Source organism: Actinobacillus succinogenes 130Z, from assembly GCF_000017245.1.
In the GTDB taxonomy this organism is placed as follows: Bacteria; Pseudomonadota; Gammaproteobacteria; order Enterobacterales; family Pasteurellaceae; genus Exercitatus; species Exercitatus succinogenes.
This window is the reverse complement of sequence record NC_009655.1, coordinates 1,144,755-1,166,511: the sequence shown is the minus strand read 5'-3', so window position 1 is coordinate 1,166,511 and position 21,757 is coordinate 1,144,755. Positions and strand designations below refer to the sequence as shown.

The following is a 21,757-nucleotide window of genomic DNA, read 5'->3' as shown; positions in this document are numbered from 1 at the left end:
CTAAAAGTGCGGTCATTTTTTCACTTGTTTTTACAGCATAAACAGAGCAAGAAATAAGATTGCCAAAACCATTCCCGGTGCGGTGCGTTTGATCATTTCCACCGGGCTGACCATTGCCAGCCCCGCGCAGACGATAGTTACACCGGCAATCGGCGAGGCGGTGCGTCCGATTGCACCCGACACTGCCGCCGCCATGCCGAGATTGACATGGGTATAGCCGAGTTCGACCGCATGCGGTGTAACGGCGGAATTAAAGGCGATTGCCGCCGCATCGCCGGAACCGGTGATTACCCCCATCAGGAACGGTCCGATAGTCGCCCCCCAACGTACGAATTCGTTGGAATGTTTGAGGAATTCAATGGCGGAATCAATCGCACCGGTGGATTTTAAGCCCGCCACAAATACGCCCGCCGCAATAATGATACCCAGTACGTTTGCATAAGAATTCCCCATTCCGTTAAAGAATTCTTCGGTGATTTTCACCGGAGAAATACGGGTGACCAAAATGCCGTAAATCGCACCGATTAACATTGCCTGCGGTACGCCCATTTTGGTCCAGCTTAACCAAGACACCTGTTGCAATGACGTACCGCCGATAACCAAAATCACCAACGGAACCAAAGGTGCCAAAGCAAACAGAACATTGACTTTAACGAATTTTTCTTCCGCTTCTTTCTGTTCGCTTAAATAGGCTTGACGGTGTTCATCGCCGTAATCTTTAAAAAACAGCGCTAACAATGTCAGCATAACCGCACCGATGGCACCCGCAACCATAGTATAAGGAGCATGGCTCAGGTTAACCTCGGTAACCGTTAGTTTCGACATTTCACTGATCATCGCCGAGTGGGAAGAACCGGGGCTCATCATGGAACCGAAGGTTCCCGCCAGAATAGCCGCCCCGGCGGTCGCCGGACGGACACCGGCGCTTTTCAATACCGGAATCAACGTCGCTCCCACAGCCGCCGAACATCCGGCGGCAGAAGGAATTGCGATATTAATAAAGAAAGTGATCACTGTCGCCACCGGGATCAAAAAGAATTTTAATCCTCCCAGCGGTTTGGTTAATAAATGTACTAAATGAGTATCGCATTGGGTATATTTCATTACATAGGCAAAACCCATGCTGGAACAAATCGCCATAATCAGTCCGCCGGAAGTCATACTTTTAGCGAATGCGTCCAATGCGCCCATCGGATTAAGCGTGAGGATCGACATCAACAAACCGACTCCGATCAGTACGGTTCGGGTTTCATGTTTTTTAATCAGCAAATAAACGGTTATAATAATGCCGGCGACGGCAATAATAGGTTTTAATTCGTCCATAATAATTTTCCTTAGTATTTGAATGTCGAATTGACGGCCAATTCGGTGAGTTGCATATTCTGACTGAAACGTAACACCGCCGCCACGCCCAAAACCGTGGCCTGTCCGCCTTCGATACGCAACGCCGTACCTTCGGGCAAGGCATACACAAGTGCGGTCGGATTCACGATTAAAAATTCCGCCAAACGTTCTTCGCGGCTTTCACCGTTGTGCCCTTGCATTTTGCCGGAAATAAAATGCGGATTAATTTGATACGGAAACAAATCCAACGCAATAAAAGAAGGCGGATAAGCAATCGGCATATCATTAGTGGTCATAATCGAACTGCCCGCCACGTTGGCGCCGGCACTCCAGCCGAAATAAGGCGTGCCGCCGTTAACTTTAGTACGGATTGCCTCCAACAAATGATGTTCATACATCTGTCGCAATAAACAAAACGTATTTCCGCCGCCGACGGCAATTACATCCGCCCGTTCGATAATTTCCGCATGCCGCGCAGCGCGATGAACGGAAATAATTTCTATATTTAACGGCGCTAAAGCCGCTTGCACGTCTTTTTCGTATTCATCGTAAGAACGACGCACACCGGCATAAGGAACGAAAGCGATTGTTTTCCCCCGATAAGCCGATAAGAACTGTTGTAACCAGGGAATACAATGAATTAAATAACCGCTGTCCTTGTATTTTGAACCGCTGATGAGTAACATATTTTTCATTATGATTTTCTCCTTTTTAAACATTAATATTATGCAACCGAATGTCTGAAAGAGGAAAATAAAGATCAGAGTTCTGTGGTCTAGGTCACAAAATAAATGAAAAAAGGAGGAATTATGTCCGTTAATATGCGACGAATTCAAACTATTATCGAAAAACTGGCGTCAATTTCCTCCGTACCGGGCGAGTTAACTCGCTTAGCGTTCAGTACGGAAGATGAAGCGGCGCATAATTACCTGATTGAACTGTGCAAACCCTATGATCTCACCATACGCCGCGATCAAATCGGCAATTTATTTATCCGTAAATCAGGAATTGAAGACCGTCTGCCCGTAGTGGCGTTCGGTTCTCATATTGATACTGTCGTCAATGCGGGAAAATTCGACGGACCTTTGGGAGCTGTCGGCGGATTGGAAATTCTGTTTCAATTATGCGAACAGGGCGTACAAACCCGATATCCGTTAGAACTGATCATTTTCACCTGCGAAGAATCCAGCCGTTTTAATTATGCCACCCTTGGCAGCAAGCTCATGTGCGGAATCGCCGACCGGGAAAGTTTAAGCAGGCTGAGAGATAAACAAGGAAACGGCTTAAAAGAAGCCTTGGCGACTATCGGGTTGAATTTTGCCGAGATTGAGCAGGTCAAACGCAATGCGGAAGAATTTAAATGCTTTTTTGAATTACACATCGAACAGGGGCCGCGCCTGGAAAACGAACGAAAAACCATCGGCGTAGTAACGGGTATTGCCGCACCGATCCGCTGCATGGTAAAAATTCAAGGACAGGCGGATCATTCCGGTGCGACTGCAATGCACTATCGCCGCGACGCACTGTTAGGCGGTGCGGAATTAGCGTTGGCCATTGAACGGGCGGCAATCGACGCCGGACATTCCACCGTAGCGACGGTCGGTAATCTCAGTGCCAAACCGGGCGTGATGAATGTTGTGCCGGGCTATTGCGAACTGTTGGTGGATATTCGCGGTATTCATAGCGAAGCCAGAGAATCGGTTTTCACCGTATTACAACAACAAATCGAACAAGTCGCCGCCAAACGGGGATTATCTATCGAATTACGGCTGATTTCCAAAGATCAACCGGTTTTATTGCCCGACCAAATGGTGCAACAAATCAGCCGGGCGGCACAGGATTTAGGCTATACTTATGAAATTATGCCGAGCGGCGCCGGACACGATGCTATGCATATGGCAACCTTTTGCCCGACCGGTATGATATTCGTTCCGTCAAAAGACGGTATCAGTCATAACCCGCTGGAATTTACCTCATGGGAGCAAGTTGAAGCCGGCATTAAAGTCTTGCGGCAGGTAGTATTGGAACAGGCGGAAAAGGTTTAGCGCAAAATGAAAAAGTGCGGTAAAAACGCTTATTTTTTCGACCGCACTTTTGATGAAAATTTATTCGAAATTACAGATTCTCAATGCTTACATATTGTGCATTGAGTTTTTCCAGACCTTTTTGGTAATCCTGCATTTTCTCACGTTCTTTGGCAATCACCGCTTCCGGTGCTTTTGCCACAAAAGCCTCGTTGCTGAGTTTACCTTCGATACGTTTGATTTCACCGCGCATTTTCTCAATTTCTTTATTGAGACGTGCCAGTTCCGCTTCTTTGTTAATGAAGCCTGCCATCGGTATCAGTAATTCCGTATTTCCGACTAATTTCGTCACTGATAAGGGTACGTCTTCGCCTTGCTCTAACACGGATATATTGTCCAGTTTCGCCATAGCCTGCAATAAAGTGCGGTTGTTTTTCAACATGTTTTGCTCGGCGGTTTCCAAATTGCAGAAAATTAAATCCAGTCCTTTACTTGGCGCAATATTAGCTTCTGCGCGGATATTACGCACCGCAGTAATCATATCTTTCAACCAATCAATTTCGGCTACCGCGTCATCGTTCGTTAAAGATTCGTCGAAAGCAGGGAACGGTTGAGTCATAATGGTGTCACCCTTCACGCCGGCGAAATCTTTCACTTTTTGCCAGATTTCTTCCGTGATAAACGGAATCACCGGATGAGCTAACCGCAACAATTTTTCCAGTACGTTCACTAATGTAAAACTTGCCGCACGTTTTTGCGCTGCCGTTCCGTTGGCAAACACAGGTTTGGTTAACTCCAAATACCAGTCGCAGAATTGGTTCCAAGTGAACTCGTAAAGTTCTGCCGCTGCCAAATCAAAACGGTATTGATCTAACGCCGAACGGAAGTTTTTCACCGCCTTGTTCAATTCCGCTTGAATCCATTTGTCGGCAATACTGAAATCACGCTCTCCAGTACTGAGATCTAATTTTTCGTTGGTCAGCGCAAAACGGCTGGCATTCCACAATTTATTACAGAAATTGCGATAACCTTCTAAACGTTTCATGTCCCAGTTAATGTCGCGACCAGTCGAAGCCAATGCGGAAAGCGTGAAACGCAGTGCGTCGGTGCCGTGCGCCTGAATACCTTGCGGGAATTCTTTGCGCGTGGCTTTGGCGATTTTTTCCGCCAATTGCGGTTGCATCATATTACCTGTGCGTTTTACCAATAAGGATTCAAGATCGATACCGTCAATCATATCTAACGGATCGATAACATTACCTTTTGATTTCGACATTTTTTGACCCTGCTCGTCACGAATCAAACCGGTGACGTACACGGTTTTAAACGGTACCTGCGGTTTACCGTTTTCATCTTTAATGAAGTGCATGGTCATCATGATCATACGCGCCACCCAGAAGAAAATAATGTCAAAACCGGTGATCAACACATTCGTCGGATGAAACATCGCTAATTCTTTGGTTTGCTGCGGCCAACCGAGGGTTGAGAACGTCCATAACGCCGATGAAAACCAGGTATCAAGTACGTCTTCATCCTGACGCAACGCCACATCTGAATTTAAACCGTTTTTCGACCGCACTTCCTCTTCATTGCGACCTACATACACATTACCCTGCTCGTCATACCAAGCCGGAATACGGTGCCCCCACCAAAGTTGACGTGAAATACACCAATCCTGAATATCGCGCATCCAAGAGTAATAAAGATTTTCATATTGTTTCGGCACGAATTGAATTTCACCGTCTTCCACCGCTTTAATCGCTGTTTCCGCTAACGGTTTGACAGACACATACCATTGGTCGGTTAACATAGGCTCAATCGGCACGCCGCCGCGGTCACCGTAAGGCACTTTCAAATCGTGCGGTTGAATTTTTTCCAATAAGCCTAAAGCGTCGAAATCCGCCACCACTTTTTTACGGGCGGCGAAACGCTCTAAACCGCGATAATCTTCGGGAATAATCGCTTCGTAAGTATCGAGCGGTTTGCCATCTGTGCCGATAATTTCCGCTTCATCGCGAATGTCCGCGTTAAACGTCATTACGTTCACCATAGGTAAATTATGGCGTTTACCCACTTCATAGTCATTGAAATCGTGCGCCGGCGTGATTTTTACCACACCGGTACCGAATTCGCGCTCCACATATTCATCGGCGACAATCGGGATTTCACGGTTCGCCAACGGCAACACCACGGTTTTACCGATAAGCGATTGATAACGCTCGTCTTCCGGATGAACGGCAACGGCGGTATCGCCCAATACGGTTTCGGGACGGGTGGTCGCCACCACTAAATAATCCAAACCTTCCGACGTTTTCGCACCGTTGGCTAACGGATAGCGGAAATGCCACAGGCTACCTTTTGATTCTTTATTTTCTACTTCAAGATCGGAAATTGCGGTATGTAACTTAGGATCCCAGTTCACCAAGCGTTTACCGCGATAAATCAGACCTTCTTCATGCAAACGCACAAACACTTCTTTCACGGCGTCAGATAAGCCTTCGTCCATAGTGAAACGTTCGCGTTCCCAGTCGATAGAGTTACCTAAACGGCGCATTTGCTGGCTGATTGTGCCGCCCGAGTAGGCTTTCCAGTCCCAAATTTTTTCGATAAAAGCCTCGCGTCCATAATCATGACGGGTTTTATTTTCTTCCGCCGCAATTTTACGCTCCACCACCATTTGAGTGGCAATCCCCGCGTGGTCAGTCCCGGTCTGCCATAAAGTATTATCACCTTGCATACGATGGTAACGAATTAAGGTATCCATCAAGGTTTGCTGAAACGCATGCCCCATATGCAACGAACCGGTCACATTCGGCGGCGGAATGGCGATAGAATAACTCGGACGACTCGCATCATAAGAAGGTTTAAAATATCCTTGCTGTTCCCAGTGTCTATAAAGGGCTTGTTCTACGGCTGATGCGTCGAAACGATCCGCCATTTGTAGTTTTTTTGTCATTAGGTTTCTCTTTTTGTTACTTTAATCGTACTTTTAATATTCTGATTATACGAAAAATATATTTATCCGGTATTTTCGATTGGTTCGCGCACGGCAAACTGTACGTGATTACGATCATCCTACGCCTGAGTACGCCATGTAGCGACTTTTAAAATCTCCCCTAGCTCCTCTTTACTAAAAGAGGCTAGGGGAAATTTATCACAATATCATATCCAAATGCGGTATACCGTCTTCCAAATATTCACCGGAAATCGCTTTAAATCCGAACGATGTATAAAATTGCTGCAAATATGCTTGAGCCTGGACATAAATCGGTTTATTCGGAAAGCGATTTTTACCCAAAGCAATAGCATTTGCCATCAGCTCACGCCCTAAACCTGTTCCGCGAGCCGGTTTTGCCACAATCACCCGCCCGATTTTCACGCTATCCGCCGCATCAATTATGCGGCAATAAGCACGAATTTCGCCGTCAATTTCTCGCCAAAAATGCACCGCACTTTTGTCGAGTTCGTCCACCTCTTGATAAGGACAATTCTGCTCCACCACAAACACCGAAACGCGCAATCGGTAGATTTTCCACAGCTCAAGTGCGGTCAGATATTGAAGCGTTTTAGCTTGCCACATTTATGCCTTCTCCGTCCCCATCGTAAATCCAAGCTGACGGTAGATTTTATAACGTTCGCGGGCTTGCGCTTTTTGTTCTTCTTCCGCCGGCACAAAATCGATTACCCGGTTAAAACTTTGAGCGAAATCCGGCACATTATATTGCAAGGAAATCAACACATCGCGACGTTGTGCGTTGCGTTTACCCCGCCATGAAATTTCGATTGGCGTGGCAAAGTTAGTAATTTCGCCGGATAAATTATGCGGTACGAATTCATCCGCGTCGCGTTGCCATAAAGCTTCGTCCAAACGAAACGCCTGTTCTTCCGTTTCACAGGCTATCAATACGCGCTTACCCAACCTCCACGCCTGTGCGGCTAAATCGCAAGCCTGCGCTTCAACGGCGGAAAGTTCGCCTTTGGGCTGTGCGGTTTCGATTAGATAAAATTGGGCTTGTTTAGTCATTCGGCGATTTCATTCTGCAAAAAAATTAACCGCGCGATTTTAACGAAAAATCGCCGAAAAATAAAGGTTTTTACTTGTGCTTAAGCGGAATAATGACTAGACTACGAACATTTTGGGGTGGGCCGATGTGCCCGCCATTTTTATTGTCACCCTGCGGGCGGTTTCACCCGCGTTTACATCAGATTGATATGTTAGTTTCCGATTTCCATTTTGATTTACCCGACGAGCTGATCGCCCGTTACCCCAAACCCGAACGCACATCCAGCCGGTTGTTACAGCTTAACGGAGAAAACGGCGAAATTTTTCACCGCACTTTTTCCGATGTTTATGGGTTAATCAACGAAGGGGATTTACTGGTTTTCAATAACACCCGTGTCATTCCCGCCCGTATGTACGGGCGCAAAATTTCAGGCGGTAAGGTGGAAGTGTTGGCGGAACGGATTTTAACCGAAACCTCATTTCTGGCTCACGTGCGTTCTTCCAAAGCGCCCAAAGCCGGTGCAGAACTGATTTTAGGCGAAGACAAACTGGGTGAAGGCAACGGTGTTCGGATGAAAATGCTGGGGCGTCAAGGCGCCTTGTTCGAACTGGAAATTTCGGAAAAACCGACCGCACTTTTGGATGTATTGCAAAAAATCGGGCATATGCCGTTGCCGCCTTATATCGACCGTCCCGATGAAGAAGCGGATCAGGAACGTTATCAGACCGTGTATAACAAAGTTCCGGGTGCCGTGGCGGCACCGACCGCCGGTTTGCATTTTGACGATGAATTACTGGCGAAACTCAAAGCCAAAGGCGTTAACTTTGCTTTCGTGACATTACATGTGGGCGCCGGTACATTTCAACCCGTGCGCGTAGATAAAATAGAAGATCACCACATGCACGCGGAATATGCGGAAGTGCCCCAAGAAGTGGTTAACGCCGTTTTAGCGACAAAAGCGGCGGGCAAACGCGTGATCGCAGTCGGAACCACTTCCGTGCGTTCTCTCGAAAGTGCAGCACTTGCGGCGGAAGAAAAAGGTTCTTCACAACTTATCGAACCGTTTTTCTCAGATACGTCGATTTTCATCTATCCGGGCAAAAAATTCCGCGTAGTGGATTGCCTGATTACCAACTTTCACCTGCCGGAAAGCACGTTAATTATGTTGGTTTCCGCTTTTGCGGGGTATAAAAATATCATGCAAGCCTATAAAAGTGCGGTGGAAAACCGATACAGATTTTTTAGTTACGGTGATGCGATGTTTTTGACTAAGAAGATTTCTTCTTAATTAAAGTCGGATCTCACCCGATGTGTGACCTACTTTCTTTGCTTATGCGAAGCAAAGCAGGCAAAAAGTAAGCCTCAGACTTCGCTGCTTTTCTTTGGTTACGTTCTTTGATAACGCAAAGAACGTAACAAATCCCCTCGAACTGTTTATTCGAAAAGGAAAACTTAATGAAATTTAAACTAAAAACCACCAGCGGAACCGCTCGTCGCGGCGAAATGACATTTTCCCGCCCGCAAGGCGAATTCACCGTGCAAACTCCGGCTTTCATGCCGGTGGGCACTTACGGCACGGTCAAAGGTATGACACCGGAAGAAGTGCGCGCCACCGGTGCGGAAATTCTGCTCGGTAATACATTCCATTTATGGCTGCGCCCGGGACAAGAAGTGATGCGTAAGCACGGTGATTTGCATGATTTTATGCAATGGCATCGCCCGATTTTAACGGATTCCGGCGGTTTCCAGGTGTTCAGCTTGGGGAAATTACGCAAAATTACCGAAGAAGGGGTGAAGTTCCAAAATCCGATTAACGGCGAACGCATTTTTCTTTCGCCGGAAAAATCCATGGAAATTCAATATGATTTGGGCTCCGACATCGTGATGATTTTCGACGAATGTACGCCTTATCCAGCCACCTTCGATTACGCTAAAAAATCTATGGAAATGTCCTTACGCTGGGCGCAACGCAGCCGTGATCGGTTCGATGAATTAGGTAATAAAAACGCCCTGTTCGGCATCGTGCAAGGCGGCACTTTCGAAGAATTACGTAAAGTTTCCGCCGAAGGTCTGGTGGATATCGGTTTCGACGGTTACGCCGTAGGCGGCTTAGCCGTAGGCGAACCGAAAGAAGAAATGCACCGCATTTTGGAATTCACCACGCCGTTACTGCCAGCGGATAAACCGCGCTATTTAATGGGCGTCGGCAAACCGGAAGATTTAGTGGAAGGCGTGCGCCGCGGTATCGATATGTTCGATTGCGTAATGCCGACCCGCAACGCCCGCAACGGACATTTATTCGTGACCGACGGCATTGTGAAAATCCGCAACGCAAAATACAGAGACGATACCAGCGCGCTGGATCCCCATTGTGATTGTTATACTTGCCGACATTACACCAAATCTTATTTATATCATTTGGACAAATGCGGGGAAATTTTAGGCGCACGTTTAAATACCATCCACAATTTGCGCTATTATCAGCGATTAATGGAAGAAATCCGCCAGGCAATTGAAGAAGATCGTTTTGACGATTTCGTGGTGGAATTTTATACTCGTATGGGAAAAGAAGTTCCGCCGTTGCAAAAGCCTTAACCCTCTTATTTCCTCGTCATACACGAGGATTTAGGATCTTTATAAACTATTTCATCCCCCTTATCCTTTCTTCATAAACAAGGATAGGGGGAAATTTAAAGGGAAATGACATGTTCAACCTTCACTCCGACACTTCAGCTCACTCCGCCACATGGGCGCAACCCATCGAAATGCTCTATGCCTGTCACGGCAGAGTGAAAAATTTCTGCCGTCAACTGGAAATATTACCGGATTATCTGGCTGAACACGGTATCGATCAGGCGGTTAAAAATGATGTAAAGCAAATTATCACCTATTTTAACGTTGCCGCGCCGTTGCATCACGAAGACGAGGAATCGGATTTTTTCCCGACGCTGCTGTGTTACGCGCCGGAAGCCAAAGCTACTATTCTGCAGCTTGAAGCGGAACACATCAATATTCACGATCTTTGGGAACAATTAGGCGCTCAGCTGCAAGAATTGGTTGATGAAAAACGTTCAACCGTTTCCCAAAATCTACTGGATGACTATCGTGCCGCTTACGAACGTCATATTGCACTGGAAGAACCTTTGTTTGAATTGGGACAAAACCGAATTCCCGCGGAAGAACTCGCAGTCATGGGACAAATTATGGCGGAACGCAGAAAAATTCAACAATAAAATTATCGGGCGCTGCATGCGCCCTAAAAATGCGCCCAAAACCGACTGCTCTTTTCAATTTACTAGACTTTCTCCGCTCATAAGCCTAAGATTTACGATATCAGATTCTTTCTCGCGGAGGTATAATGCAGCAAACCGTTCATCTTTCTATTGAGGAACACAATGTAGTTATCACTACGCAGTGCGACCGTTATACCTTGCCTATCAGCGTCGGAAAAATTTTTCCCCATGACGTACCGAACGAATACGAATGGGAACAAGCCATTATGCTTGTGGAAGACATAATTTCTCCCGTGCAAAAATCCATTCCCCCGCAAGCGGAACTGATAGTACACGACGAATTCTTACGTCCTCTGGCCGAGCAGAACGTACTCTATCGCGACAATCTGGAACAGGTTTTTCAATATACCAGCCGTTATCACACTATGCCCGCCGATTTGTCCAATTCGGGCGAAGCCAAAGGACATTTGCTGTTTATGCGGGAGTGGTTTCAACATTGCGGTTTTGAACGGGCAAAATTAGGCTAACTATGGATTACCAATTAAACCTTACGAAATACCTCTGCCCGCTGCCTATTGTAATGACCAAACGGGCAATGATGGAATTAGCCGTCGGCGACAGCCTTACTTTAGATATGAATCACAGCACGTCAATGCGGGATATTCGGCAACTGTGCGAACAATTGAATTATTCCTTAACCTTGCTGGAAAACTCGGATAAACATTTCAAATTACGGATTCAAAAATAAACTTATAGCGTTTCCGTTCTAAAAGTGCGGTCGGATTTTCAGGAATTTTTGTCCGTCGAACAAGATCATTTTCACATTCCTTTCAATTTATGCTATTTTAACCGCCTGTTTATCATTTATTCTTACTTAAAAAAGGAAAAAACATGGAAGCTCAACAAGGCAGCCCAATGTCAATGCTGATTATTTTTGCAATTTTCGGCCTGATTTTTTATTTTATGATTTATCGTCCGCAAGCAAAACGGACTAAAGAGCACAAAAACTTGATGGCCTCATTAAGTAAAGGCGCAGAAGTTTTAACCGCCGGCGGTATTGTCGGTAAAATCAGTAAAATTACCGAAGGCAGTAACGAAATCGTAATTCAATTAAATGAAAACACTGAAATCACGATTCATCGTAACTATGTTGCAGCTGTATTACCAAAAGGCTCAATTAAAACGCTTTAATCCATTCCAAAAGGTATTTAACTTATGTTAAACCGTTTCCCTTTATGGAAGAATCTAATGGTGATCTTTATGATCGCCATTGGTGCTTTATATGCCCTTCCAAATATTTACGGTGAAGATCCTGCCGTACAAATTTCCGGTACCCGAGGTCACGAAGCGAACGAGGACACGTTAAGCGACGTACAAAATCTATTAGCGGGTAACCGGCTTACCACTAAATCCATTGTGCTGGAAAACGGCACGATCTTGGCACGTTTCAATAACACCAACGATCAGCTGTTAGCTAAGGATAAAATCGTAGAAAAACTCGGCACAGGCTATTCTGTTGCGTTAAACCTGGCACCGGCGACGCCTGCCTGGCTAAGCAGTATCGGCGGCAGTCCGATGAAATGGGGACTGGACTTGCGCGGTGGCGTACGCTTTCTGATGGAAGTGGATATGAACACGGCGCTAAGTAAGCGTCAGGAGCAACTGCAAGACAGTATAAAAACCGAACTACGTAAAGAAAAAATTCAATATGCCGCAGTACAAAACGGTGAAAATTTCAGCTCGATCGTAACATTAGTCAACCCGGAACAACGTTTTCCGGCGCTGCAGTTATTGCGTAAAGCACATCCGAACTTAACCGTAACGGATACCAATGACACCACGATTTCTCTTGCTCTGTCCGATGCCGCGTTAATTGAAGCACGAGACAGCGCAATTGAACAAAACCTCAATATTTTACGTAAACGTGTGGGGGAACTGGGTGTGGCCGAAGCGGTTATTCAACGTCAGGGCGCCGAACGAATTGTGGTTGAATTGCCGGGTATTCAGGATACGGCACGCGCCAAAGAAATTTTAGGCGCTACCGCTACCTTGGAATTCCGTTTGGTGAATACTAACGTCACGCCTGAAGCCATGCGTCGTAACATTGTGCCGTCGGATACGGAAATTCAGTATCAGCCGGACGGTACCCCCGTAGCATTATTTAAAAAATCCATGCTGGGCGGCGAACATATTATTAACTCTTCCGCCGGTATCGATAACCAAACGGGCGGCACGCAGGTCAGCGTTACGCTTGATGCGGAAGGCGGCGATATTATGTCGCAAATTACTAAACTCAACTTAAAAAAACCGATGGCAACGCTTTACGTTGAATATAAAGATTCCGGTAAAAAAGATGCGAACGGTAAAGTGGTTTTAGAAAAGCACGCCGAAGTGATCAGCGTCGCGACCATTCAAGGTCGTTTCGGTAGTAACTTCCAGATCACCGGTTCCGGTACCATGGCGGAAGCGCAGAATCTTTCCGTACTGCTTCGTTCCGGTGCGCTAATCGCGCCGATTCAAATTGTCGAGGAGCGGACGGTCGGTCCTTCACTGGGGGCGCAAAACGTAGAACAAGGGCTGAAAGCCGGTCTCTGGGGTTTAGCTATCGTGATAGTTTTCTGTTTAATTTACTACAAACTATTCGGTTTCATCGCCTGTCTGGCCTTATGCGTCAATATGATTCTAGTAGTGGGATTGATGTCTCTGTTACCGGGCGCAACGCTTACTATGCCGGGTATCGCGGGTATCATTCTGTCCGTCGGGATGTCAGTGGATGCCAATGTATTGATTTTCGAACGAATAAAAGAAGAAATACGTAACGGCCGTCCGATTCAGCAAGCCATTGATGAAGGTTATAACGGTGCTTGGACATCTATTTTCGATGCCAACTTAACCACGATCTTAACCTCTATCGTTCTGTACGCGGTGGGAACCGGTCCGGTTAAAGGTTTTGCCATTACCCTTTCGCTGGGGGTTGCGATTTCGATGTTTACCGCGATTACGGGTACGCGTATGCTCGTAAACTGGATTTACGGCGGTAAACGTGTTGAAAAATTATCAATTTAGTGCGGAGAACATATTGTGAGTTCAATAAAACAAAAGCACGAATATAAAGGCATCGGTTTACCGTTCAAATTAGTGCGCTTCATGCAATACCGAAAATGGGGCTATCTTTTCTCGATATTACTGACGACAACCTGCTTTTTCTTTATTTTTACCAAAGGTTTCAACTGGGGATTGGATTTCACCGGCGGTGTGGTAATCGATACCCATTTTTCTCAACCGGCAGATCTTGAAAAAGTGCGTTCGGCATTAAATCAAAACGGTATCGAAAGCGCGCTTGTTCAAACTACCGGTTCCACCAGTGATGTCATGATTCGTTTACCGGCAGCTGCCGGCGATGCGCAAATCGGAACCAAAATAAAAGAAATCATGACCGCACTTGATGCCGATATCGCTATCAAATCCGTAGAATTCGTTGGCCCGAACGTAGGCGATGAATTGGCGCAAAGTGCCGTCTATGCAACACTCACGACATTGGTGTTGCTACTCGGTTATGTCGCCTTACGGTTCGAATGGCGGTTAGGTGCGGGCGGCGTACTGGCATTAGCTCACGACGTAGTTGTAACATTAGGTATTTTTTCTTTCTTACAAATTGAAATGGATTTAACTTTTGTAGCGGCAATTTTATCCGTGGTAGGTTATTCTCTCAACGATAGTATCGTCGTATTCGACCGTGTACGTGAAAACTTCCGTAAAATTCGTCGTTTGGAAAGTGATGAAGTGATTAATATCTCGTTAACGCAAACCTTATCACGCACCATGATGACTTCTGTGACCACATTATTCGTGGTTATCGCCTTATTGTCTTTCGGCGGTCCGACTATTTACAGCTTCTCATTGGCATTGTTAATCGGTATTGCGTTCGGTACCTACTCATCCATATTAGTCGCGATTGCGTTGGCGTATGACCTCGGTTTAAAACGCGAACATATGCAAATTAAAGTGGCGGAAAAGGAAGACTTTGAAGAAGGTTTTTAATTAATTCTTGCCATAGCATGCAAAAAGCGATGAACTTGCTTCATCGCTTTTTGCTGTCGGACAATACCGATTAATTCTTGTAAAAAAATGGCAGCGATTTAGTCGCCGCCATTTTCAGTACAGTCATATATTATGCGGAGTGACGTTCGGCCACTTCTTTTAATAGGGTTTGTAATTCGCCGACCTGAAACATTTCCAATACAATATCGCAGCCACCGACCAATTCGCCTTCAACCCACAGTTGCGGAAATGTCGGCCAATTCGCAAACTTCGGTAATTCGGCACGAATATCGGCGTGCTGTAAAATATCCACATAACCGAACGGCACCTGGCAATTCATTAACGCCTCTACCGCACGGGCGGAAAAACCGCATGCCGGTAATTTCGGCGAACCTTTCATGTAAATTAAAATCGGGTTTTCTGCAATTTGTTTTTTAATTTTATCTAATGTTTCCATTCTGTTTCCTTGTTGTTACGATTCGGTAAAGTGCGGTCATTTTAGCATAAGTTTTTAAGAAACCAAGTGAAATTATAAGGTATTACCAACTTCCGCCGGCACCGCCACCGCCAAAACCGCCGCCTCCGAAGCCTCCACCGGAACCGCCGCCGAAGCCTCCGAATCCTCCGCCAAAACCACCGCCGCCCCCACGGCGATTACGTCGGCTGTTTTCAATCATAGAAGCAATAATTGCCGTATTCTGCAAATTGTTATGATTGGATGTCGGACTGATATAAGGTTTTCTGCGCCAATTCCATTCTGCCAGAATCACAAAGAACACAAATAACGCAATCATCACAAACGGAATATATTCATCTGCCGTGCTTTCTTCCTGTGCTTGCGGGGCAAATTCGCCTTTACTTGCCGCAATGATATAATCCAACGCTTTACTGATGCCGCTGGCATAGAATTCCTGACGAAAATTAGGCAGCATAACTTTACGGATCACTTGTGATAAAAACGCATCCGGCAACGCCCCTTCCAGGCCTTGTCCTGTCGCAATGAAGACTTTGCGATCATCTTTAGCAACCAGCATTAACACGCCGTTATTGTCATGTTTACGGCCAATACCCCATTTATCTCCCAACTCAAAGGCGTATTGAGAAATGTCATATTCGCCCGTACTCGGAATCAACACTACGGCGATTTGCGAACTGGTTTCTTGACCGTATTGAATCAGTTTATTTTCCAAGGCGTTTTTTTCATTTCCCGTCAACGTATGAGTATAATCGTTTACATAACGAAACGGATTCGGCGAACTCGGAAATTCTACCGCAGAAGCCAATGAAGAAAAGAAAATCAAACAGAAAATGACCGCACTTTTTAACCATTTACTCATGAATAATCACCTCGTTCGGTAATTCATTCACATTATCCGGATGACTCGGGTAATGCTCCGCCAGTTCTTTTGTAATCCGATAGATTGCTTGCACCACACCGTCGGTGTAATGTTCTTGTTTAAACCGAGCAATCATCGATTCCGTCGTCTGTTGCCAAAACTCATTACCGACAAACTGATGAATACCGATATCCCCGATGATGGCACATTGACGATCTTTATGGGCAATATAAATCAATACGGCGTTACGTGCCTGGGTTTTGTCCATTTCCAATTCATTAAACACCTGCAAAGTGCGATCTAGAACCGGTATATTTTGTACATGGCGCTCAATATACACCCGTAATTCGGCCGAAGTTTGTTGCTCTAGTCTGACGATTGCCTGTTCAATAGGCTGTTTGTCGAAAGGAATTCGGGAAAATAAAGACATGATTTTCTCGCCTTATAAGAAAAAAGGCGTGCAATTACACACCTTTTAGAAATTACTGAAAATTGACGGATGGCGCGTTTTCCGCACCGGCTACGGATTTAAAGTAAGGTTTTTCTTTAAAACCTAAAATCATGGCAGCCAATTTAGTCGGAAAGCTTCGGACTTTCGCATTATAAACTTTTGCCGCTTCGTTAAATTTATTACGTGCGACATTAATTCGGTTTTCCATACCTTCAAGCTGGGCTTGTAATGTCATGAACGCTTCACCGGCTTTTAATTCGGGATATTTTTCAACTGTAACCAATAAACGGGATAGTGCTGAGCCTACTTGGTTTTGAGTTTGCTGGAATTGAGCCAGTTGTTCTTCCGTTAAATTTGCCGGATCAATTTTGGTTTGAGTCGCTTTGGCACGCGCTTCCATTACACTGGTAAGGGTTTCTTTTTCAAAATTTGCCTGACCTTTTACGGTATTTACTAAGTTTGGAATTAAATCCGAACGATGTTGATATTGCGTTTCAACATTCGCCCAGACCGAATCGATTTCTTCTTCCGCTTTCACCAAACCGTTATAGCTAGACATCAGCATAAAACCGGCAATGACAGCAACAATAATCACGACTAACCATTTTTTCATTTTTCTATTCCTATTAGAGAAAACAATCTTATATGACAAAAGACCTAAACCGAGGTCTAGGTCTTTTTAACTGAGTTATCTAATCACTTAGATAAGTCCAAATTACATAGTAGCTTGTTTGTTACCTTGAACTTGAACTTCAACACGACGGTCCGGTGCTAAACAAGCAATTAATGCTTTACGACCTTTAACTGCATCACAAGTGTTGCCAGTTACCGGGTTAGCTGAACCGTAACCGGTCGCTGTGATTGCGTTAGAATCAACACCTTTAGAAACTAAGTAGTTAGCTACAGTTTCAGCACGACGTTGTGAAAGTTTTAAGTTAGCTGCATCTTTACCGATACGGTCAGCGTAACCGTTAACTGCTACTGCCGGGCTTGATACTTGAGCGATTTCGCTATAGATACCGTCTAAAGTTGATGCTGCTTCAGGTTTCAATGTTGATTTGTTGAAACCGAATGTTACATCACTGTTTAAAGTGAAAGTTTTGTTTACAACTTCAGGCGCTGCAACCGGAGCCGCACCTTGACCGAAGCGATAAGATAAACCGGCTGTTACAGAGTGAATATCCGGGCTGTAACGTGCGTTAGTACCGTTATAACCAGCGTCTTCTAAAGCAGAATCTAAGTTACCTGCTTTGCTTAACCATTGGTATTCTAAACGTGCTGCCAATTCAGGAAGAATTGCATATTCAACACCGGCACCTAAAATTAAAGATGCTTTAGTTTTGTTGAATTTCTCTGCATCACCGCTGGCACTAAGAGTTTCAGCTTTGTACATGTTACGAACTAACGCAACACCTACTTTACCGTAAACATCTAAGTCCGGGTAAATTTCGTAACTAGGTTTTAATGCTAGGCTTGCACCGTGTGCTGCGTGGTAGCCTGCTGCATCCGCTTTAGTTTTACCGAAGAAATCGTAACCTAATTCAGCTGCTAAACCAAAGTTATTTTGGTTTAAAATTTGATAGCCACCAAACACACCGTAAGTTACGGAATTACGGTTTAAGCCGCCATCTGTTACAAATTGATCAGCAATACGGTCTACGCCGTGATGCATTGCTGACCAACCCACACGGGCGCCAGCATAGAATGTGTTTTCTTGTGGAGCTGCTTGCGCAACTGACGCTGCTGCTAAACCAGCGATAGCTAATGCGATTGCTGTTTTTTTCATTGTGATGATCCTCTTTTAAATTTTAGTCATCTTAATTAAAAAATTATCAGCTGATATAGCTGAAAACCTAATACAGTCCCCTGTATTATTTGTTTATCTTAAATGTTTTTAGCAAAAAAGTGAACTTTTTTCTTCATTTTACATCTAAGACCTCGTTTGGAAAGGGATGACTTTACCCCCAACATCTTTTGACAAATTAGCGCTTTTATTAAAATGATGAAAACGCAAAAATGCTTCAAAAGTGTGCGTATTATCTATCATATAAATAGAAAATCAATTTTTTTTTCTTATTTTTGTTCATTTTTTAACCAAACAGTCCAAAATAATGAATGAACGTTCATTAATTTCCACAAAATTTTCCTCAAAATTGATCTATCGTAAATATCGCTATTTTATTCCTTATGTTAAAATCTCGTCACTTTTTGTTTTTTATCTAGAGTGATGATTTATGCTTCCCCGTTTAAAAAATGTTCCCCGACTTACGCCGTTAGCGGCAGATTTTTTAGCCGATTTAAAAAAACAGGCTTTTGAAGGCGATATTGCTTCCGCTTATTCAGATCGCCTGAGTCTCGCTACTGATAATAGCGTATATCAAATTCTGCCGCAGGCGATTATATTCCCGAAATCGGTGGCCGATGTGGTGCGCCTGACCAAATTAGGACAACAGGAAAAATATTCATCGCTTACTTTTACGCCCCGCGGCGGTGGCACAGGAACCAACGGACAATCGCTGAATAATAATATTATTGTGGATTTATCCCGCCATATGAACGGCATTCTCGAATTAAACGTAAAAGAACGCTGGGTTCGGGTGCAAGCCGGTGTGGTAAAAGATCAGCTTAATCGCTATTTGAAACCGCACGGTTTGTTTTTTGCACCGGAATTGTCCACCAGCAATCGTGCCACTTTAGGCGGTATGATTAACACCGACGCATCGGGACAGGGTTCATTGCAATACGGCAAAACGTCCGATCACGTGCTGGGGTTGAAAAGCGTACTGATTAACGGTGAAATTTTGGAAACAAGTGCGGTTAAAACACAAAACCTTTCTGAAAATTTACCGCCAAATCTGACCGCACTTGGTCGTCGACTACATGAGGAAATCTTCACCCGCCTCAAAGAAAAACGCCAAATCATCATTCACGACTTGCCGCAACTCAACCGCTTTCTCACCGGTTATGATCTGAAAAACGTCTTCAATCGGGACGAAACGGAATTCAATCTTACCCGGATTCTCACCGGCTCTGAAGGTTCTCTGGCATTCATTTGCGAAGCCGTATTGGATTTAACTCCTATTCCGCAATTTCGCACACTGATCAATGTAAAATACAGTTCCTTTAATGCAGCACTGCGTAATGCGCCTTTTATGGTGAAAGCCGATGCTCTTTCCGTGGAAACCGTGGACAGCAAAGTGCTGGGATTGGCAAAAGAAGACATTGTATGGCATTCCGTTAAAGAACTGTTAACAGAAGAAGAAAATAACCCGATTCTGGGGTTGAACATTGTGGAATATGCGGGCAATGATCAGACAAAAATTCAACAAAATGTGACCGCACTTTGTCACGCCCTAGACGAAAAAATTGCGAAGGGCGAAGACAATATTATCGGCTATCAAGTGTCGTCGGATTTAGCATCTATCGAACGCATTTACGCTATGCGTAAAAAAGCGGTGGGCTTATTGGGCAATACGAAGGGGGCACAAAAACCTATCGCCTTCGTAGAAGACACCTGCGTACCGCCGGAAAATCTTGCCGACTATATTTTGGAATTCCGTGCTTTGCTGGACAAACACAATTTGCAATACGGTATGTTCGGACATGTCGATGCCGGCGTATTACACGTACGTCCGGCGTTGGATTTAACCGATAAAGCACAGGTGAAACTGTTTAAGCAAATTTCTGACCAAGTCGCCGAGCTCACCCGCAAATACGGCGGTTTAATCTGGGGTGAACACGGCAAAGGCGTGCGTTCTCACTACGGCGAAAAATTCTTCACCCCGGAATTATGGCAGGAATTGCGTTACATCAAATTTCTGTTTGACCCGTATAATCGCCTGAATCCGGGCAAAATTTGTTCGCCGCTCGGTTCCGATGTGCCGCTTTACGATATACTGTCACCGATGCGGGCGGATCAAGATCGCCGAATTCCGATTAAAATGCGCGAAGAGTTCAGTGGCGCCATGAACTGCAACGGCAACGGTTTATGCTTCAACTTCGATGTTCACAGCACTATGTGCCCGTCTATGAAAATCAGCCGCAACCGCGTATTTTCTCCGAAAGGACGTGCCGGCATGGTACGCGAATGGCTACGCTTAATGGCGGAGCAAAATGTCTCGCCGCAACAATTGGATTTTCGCCGTACAGAAATCAAACTGTCCGAATTCGTGCAAAAGGTCAAAAACAGCTTTAATAAAAAGAAAGAATACGATTTTTCTCACGAAGTGAAAGCGGCAATGGACACTTGCCTCGCCTGTAAAGCCTGCGCCAGTCAATGTCCGATTAAAATTGACGTAGCAAGTTTTCGCTCAAAATTCTTCTATTTTTATCATCAACGTTACTTGCGTCCGGCAAAAGACTATGTAGTGGCGAACTTAGAAATCGTCGCACCTTATTTAGCTAAAGCACCTAGGTTCTTTAATTTTTTCAACCGCAATAAACTGGTACAAAATGCGGTGGAAAAAACCATCGGAATGACGGATTTACCGTTGCTTTCCACACCGAATTTGCAAACTCAACTGGTGGAAGTAGGTTATCGGGGCAAATCCCTGGAACAGCTGGAAAACTTAAGCGCTGTAGAAAAAGAAAATATGTTGCTGGTGGTGCAAGATCCTTGGACATCCTATTACGATGCCAAAGTGGTGGCGGATTTTGTGACGTTATGTCAGAAATTAGGTTACCAGCCGATTTTATTACCGTTCAAACCGAACGGAAAAGCGCAACACATTAAAGGCTTCTTAAAGCAGTTCACCCGTACGGCGAAAAATCAGGCGGAAATGTTGAATCGCATGGCGAAATTGGGTATACCGCTGGTGGGCGTCGATCCCGCTATCGTATTGTCCTACCGTGATGAATATCAAGAAGTGTTAGCAACCGAACGCGGCGATTTCCATGTAATAACGTCTCACGAATGGCTGTGTTCGCAACTCACGGCGAAACGCTTGCAAAGTGCGGTCAAAAACATGCAAAAATCCGACCGCACTTGTCACGAATGGCATTTATTCCCGCATTGTACGGAAGCGACGTTTATGCCGACCAGTCCTAAAGAATGGCAGCAGATTTTTACCGCATTCGGCGAACATTTGCAGATTCAGAATGTAGGCTGTTGCGGCATGGCGGGCGTATTCGGACACGAAGTGCAAAATCAAGTCATGTCGAAAGCTATTTATGACGCCTCTTGGGGTGAGAAATTAACCGGCAAAGATCCGAAATATTGTCTGGCGACGGGATATTCCTGCCGCAGTCAAGTAAAACGCATCGAACAACAAGTGCTTAAACATCCGGTACAGGCGTTATTAACGCTGTTTTAATCGTTCTGACA

20 protein-coding genes are annotated in these 21,757 nt (G+C 45.1%); 10 read left to right on the top strand and 10 right to left on the bottom strand.

Going from position 1 to position 21,757, the window contains the following annotated elements; genetic code table 11:
* Positions 1-30: 30 nt before the first annotated feature.
* A complete protein-coding gene (gene dcuC, locus ASUC_RS05550; protein ID WP_012072806.1) occupies positions 31-1,323 on the bottom strand; it encodes a C4-dicarboxylate transporter DcuC in 1,293 nt (430 codons plus the stop codon).
* A gap of 11 nt (positions 1,324-1,334) precedes the next feature.
* Positions 1,335-2,039, bottom strand: a complete 705-nt coding sequence (pepE, locus tag ASUC_RS05545; protein WP_012072805.1) for a dipeptidase PepE — start codon at positions 2,037-2,039, stop codon at positions 1,335-1,337.
* 114 nt (positions 2,040-2,153) lie between these two features.
* Here pepE and ASUC_RS05540 point away from each other — a divergent pair, with 114 nt between their 5' ends.
* Entirely contained in the window at positions 2,154-3,389 is a 1,236-nt protein-coding gene (locus tag ASUC_RS05540) for a Zn-dependent hydrolase (RefSeq protein WP_012072804.1), read from the top strand.
* Positions 3,390-3,459: 70 nt separating this feature from the next.
* Here the strand turns inward: ASUC_RS05540 and ASUC_RS05535 are convergent, their stop codons facing one another.
* From ASUC_RS05535 to ASUC_RS05525, 3 genes are all read right to left on the bottom strand, one after another.
* Positions 3,460-6,324 (bottom strand): valine--tRNA ligase, encoded by a 2,865-nt coding sequence (locus tag ASUC_RS05535; RefSeq protein WP_041834620.1) that lies wholly within the window; start codon positions 6,322-6,324, stop codon positions 3,460-3,462.
* Between the two features lie 198 nt (positions 6,325-6,522).
* Positions 6,523-6,948 (bottom strand): GNAT family N-acetyltransferase, encoded by a 426-nt coding sequence (locus ASUC_RS05530; protein WP_012072802.1) that lies wholly within the window; start codon positions 6,946-6,948, stop codon positions 6,523-6,525.
* Positions 6,949-7,392, bottom strand: coding sequence for a DNA polymerase III subunit chi (locus tag ASUC_RS05525; RefSeq protein WP_012072801.1), 444 nt, complete (start codon positions 7,390-7,392; stop codon positions 6,949-6,951).
* 188 nt (positions 7,393-7,580) lie between these two features.
* Between ASUC_RS05525 and queA the strand changes: the two genes are divergently transcribed.
* The 8 genes from queA (at position 7,581) to secF (ending at position 14,646) form a co-directional block, all read left to right on the top strand.
* On the top strand, positions 7,581-8,660 hold the full coding sequence (queA, locus tag ASUC_RS05520) for a tRNA preQ1(34) S-adenosylmethionine ribosyltransferase-isomerase QueA (RefSeq protein WP_041834754.1): 1,080 nt from the start codon (positions 7,581-7,583) through the stop codon (positions 8,658-8,660).
* Positions 8,661-8,827: 167 nt separating this feature from the next.
* Positions 8,828-9,967 (top strand): tRNA guanosine(34) transglycosylase Tgt, encoded by a 1,140-nt coding sequence (tgt, locus tag ASUC_RS05515; protein ID WP_012072799.1) that lies wholly within the window; start codon positions 8,828-8,830, stop codon positions 9,965-9,967.
* Between the two features lie 110 nt (positions 9,968-10,077).
* Positions 10,078-10,605, top strand: coding sequence for a hemerythrin domain-containing protein (locus ASUC_RS05510; protein ID WP_012072798.1), 528 nt, complete (start codon positions 10,078-10,080; stop codon positions 10,603-10,605).
* A 125-nt stretch (positions 10,606-10,730) separates the two neighbouring features.
* Positions 10,731-11,132, top strand: a complete 402-nt coding sequence (locus tag ASUC_RS05505) for a hypothetical protein (RefSeq protein WP_012072797.1) — start codon at positions 10,731-10,733, stop codon at positions 11,130-11,132.
* Between the two features lie 2 nt (positions 11,133-11,134).
* Positions 11,135-11,353 (top strand): sulfurtransferase TusA family protein, encoded by a 219-nt coding sequence (locus ASUC_RS05500; RefSeq protein WP_012072796.1) that lies wholly within the window; start codon positions 11,135-11,137, stop codon positions 11,351-11,353.
* A 143-nt stretch (positions 11,354-11,496) separates the two neighbouring features.
* Positions 11,497-11,796, top strand: coding sequence for a preprotein translocase subunit YajC (gene yajC, locus ASUC_RS05495; protein WP_012072795.1), 300 nt, complete (start codon positions 11,497-11,499; stop codon positions 11,794-11,796).
* Between the two features lie 24 nt (positions 11,797-11,820).
* The gene (secD, locus tag ASUC_RS05490; RefSeq protein WP_012072794.1) at positions 11,821-13,671 is read left to right on the top strand and encodes a protein translocase subunit SecD; all 1,851 of its coding nucleotides are present in this window, start codon (positions 11,821-11,823) and stop codon (positions 13,669-13,671) included.
* A gap of 15 nt (positions 13,672-13,686) precedes the next feature.
* Complete coding sequence (gene secF, locus ASUC_RS05485) at positions 13,687-14,646, top strand: protein translocase subunit SecF (RefSeq protein ID WP_012072793.1); 960 nt, start codon at positions 13,687-13,689, stop codon at positions 14,644-14,646.
* Positions 14,647-14,776: 130 nt separating this feature from the next.
* On the opposite strand, the gene grxD is transcribed toward secF, so the two are convergent.
* The 5 genes from grxD to ompA all read right to left on the bottom strand — a co-directional run bounded on the left by grxD (position 14,777) and on the right by ompA (position 18,220).
* The gene (gene grxD / locus ASUC_RS05480) at positions 14,777-15,103 is read right to left on the bottom strand and encodes a Grx4 family monothiol glutaredoxin (RefSeq protein WP_012072792.1); all 327 of its coding nucleotides are present in this window, start codon (positions 15,101-15,103) and stop codon (positions 14,777-14,779) included.
* Between the two features lie 82 nt (positions 15,104-15,185).
* Positions 15,186-15,983: a TPM domain-containing protein gene (locus ASUC_RS05475; protein WP_012072791.1), complete on the bottom strand. Its 798-nt coding sequence runs from the start codon at positions 15,981-15,983 to the stop codon at positions 15,186-15,188.
* A complete protein-coding gene (locus ASUC_RS05470; RefSeq protein ID WP_012072790.1) occupies positions 15,976-16,413 on the bottom strand; it encodes a TPM domain-containing protein in 438 nt (145 codons plus the stop codon). Before ASUC_RS05470 ends, ASUC_RS05475 begins: the two co-directional genes overlap by 8 nt.
* A 52-nt stretch (positions 16,414-16,465) precedes the next feature.
* Positions 16,466-17,047 carry a LemA family protein gene (locus ASUC_RS05465; RefSeq protein WP_012072789.1) on the bottom strand — a complete coding sequence of 194 codons (582 nt, stop codon included), beginning with the start codon at positions 17,045-17,047 and terminating at the stop codon, positions 16,466-16,468.
* Positions 17,048-17,149: 102 nt separating this feature from the next.
* Positions 17,150-18,220, bottom strand: coding sequence for a porin OmpA (gene ompA, locus ASUC_RS05460; RefSeq protein WP_012072788.1), 1,071 nt, complete (start codon positions 18,218-18,220; stop codon positions 17,150-17,152).
* Positions 18,221-18,668: 448 nt separating this feature from the next.
* Between ompA and ydiJ the strand changes: the two genes are divergently transcribed.
* A complete protein-coding gene (gene ydiJ / locus ASUC_RS05455; RefSeq protein WP_012072787.1) occupies positions 18,669-21,746 on the top strand; it encodes a D-2-hydroxyglutarate dehydrogenase YdiJ in 3,078 nt (1,025 codons plus the stop codon).
* Positions 21,747-21,757 lie beyond the last annotated feature (11 nt).

Bases quoted from the DNA above. Each gene is read 5' to 3' on its own strand.
- dcuC (WP_012072806.1), bottom strand. From the start codon at position 1,323: ATGGACGAATTAAAACCTATTATTGCCGTCGCCGGCATTATTATAACC.
- pepE (WP_012072805.1), bottom strand. From the start codon at position 2,039: ATGAAAAATATGTTACTCATCAGCGGTTCAAAATACAAGGACAGCGGT.
- ASUC_RS05540 (WP_012072804.1), top strand. From the start codon at position 2,154: ATGTCCGTTAATATGCGACGAATTCAAACTATTATCGAAAAACTGGCG.
- ASUC_RS05535 (WP_041834620.1), bottom strand. From the start codon at position 6,324: ATGACAAAAAAACTACAAATGGCGGATCGTTTCGACGCATCAGCCGTA.
- ASUC_RS05530 (WP_012072802.1), bottom strand. From the start codon at position 6,948: ATGTGGCAAGCTAAAACGCTTCAATATCTGACCGCACTTGAGCTGTGG.
- ASUC_RS05525 (WP_012072801.1), bottom strand. From the start codon at position 7,392: ATGACTAAACAAGCCCAATTTTATCTAATCGAAACCGCACAGCCCAAA.
- queA (WP_041834754.1), top strand. From the start codon at position 7,581: ATGTTAGTTTCCGATTTCCATTTTGATTTACCCGACGAGCTGATCGCC.
- tgt (WP_012072799.1), top strand. From the start codon at position 8,828: ATGAAATTTAAACTAAAAACCACCAGCGGAACCGCTCGTCGCGGCGAA.
- ASUC_RS05510 (WP_012072798.1), top strand. From the start codon at position 10,078: ATGTTCAACCTTCACTCCGACACTTCAGCTCACTCCGCCACATGGGCG.
- ASUC_RS05505 (WP_012072797.1), top strand. From the start codon at position 10,731: ATGCAGCAAACCGTTCATCTTTCTATTGAGGAACACAATGTAGTTATC.
- ASUC_RS05500 (WP_012072796.1), top strand. From the start codon at position 11,135: ATGGATTACCAATTAAACCTTACGAAATACCTCTGCCCGCTGCCTATT.
- yajC (WP_012072795.1), top strand. From the start codon at position 11,497: ATGGAAGCTCAACAAGGCAGCCCAATGTCAATGCTGATTATTTTTGCA.
- secD (WP_012072794.1), top strand. From the start codon at position 11,821: ATGTTAAACCGTTTCCCTTTATGGAAGAATCTAATGGTGATCTTTATG.
- grxD (WP_012072792.1), bottom strand. From the start codon at position 15,103: ATGGAAACATTAGATAAAATTAAAAAACAAATTGCAGAAAACCCGATT.
- ASUC_RS05475 (WP_012072791.1), bottom strand. From the start codon at position 15,983: ATGAGTAAATGGTTAAAAAGTGCGGTCATTTTCTGTTTGATTTTCTTT.
- ASUC_RS05470 (WP_012072790.1), bottom strand. From the start codon at position 16,413: ATGTCTTTATTTTCCCGAATTCCTTTCGACAAACAGCCTATTGAACAG.
- ASUC_RS05465 (WP_012072789.1), bottom strand. From the start codon at position 17,047: ATGAAAAAATGGTTAGTCGTGATTATTGTTGCTGTCATTGCCGGTTTT.
- ompA (WP_012072788.1), bottom strand. From the start codon at position 18,220: ATGAAAAAAACAGCAATCGCATTAGCTATCGCTGGTTTAGCAGCAGCG.
- ydiJ (WP_012072787.1), top strand. From the start codon at position 18,669: ATGCTTCCCCGTTTAAAAAATGTTCCCCGACTTACGCCGTTAGCGGCA.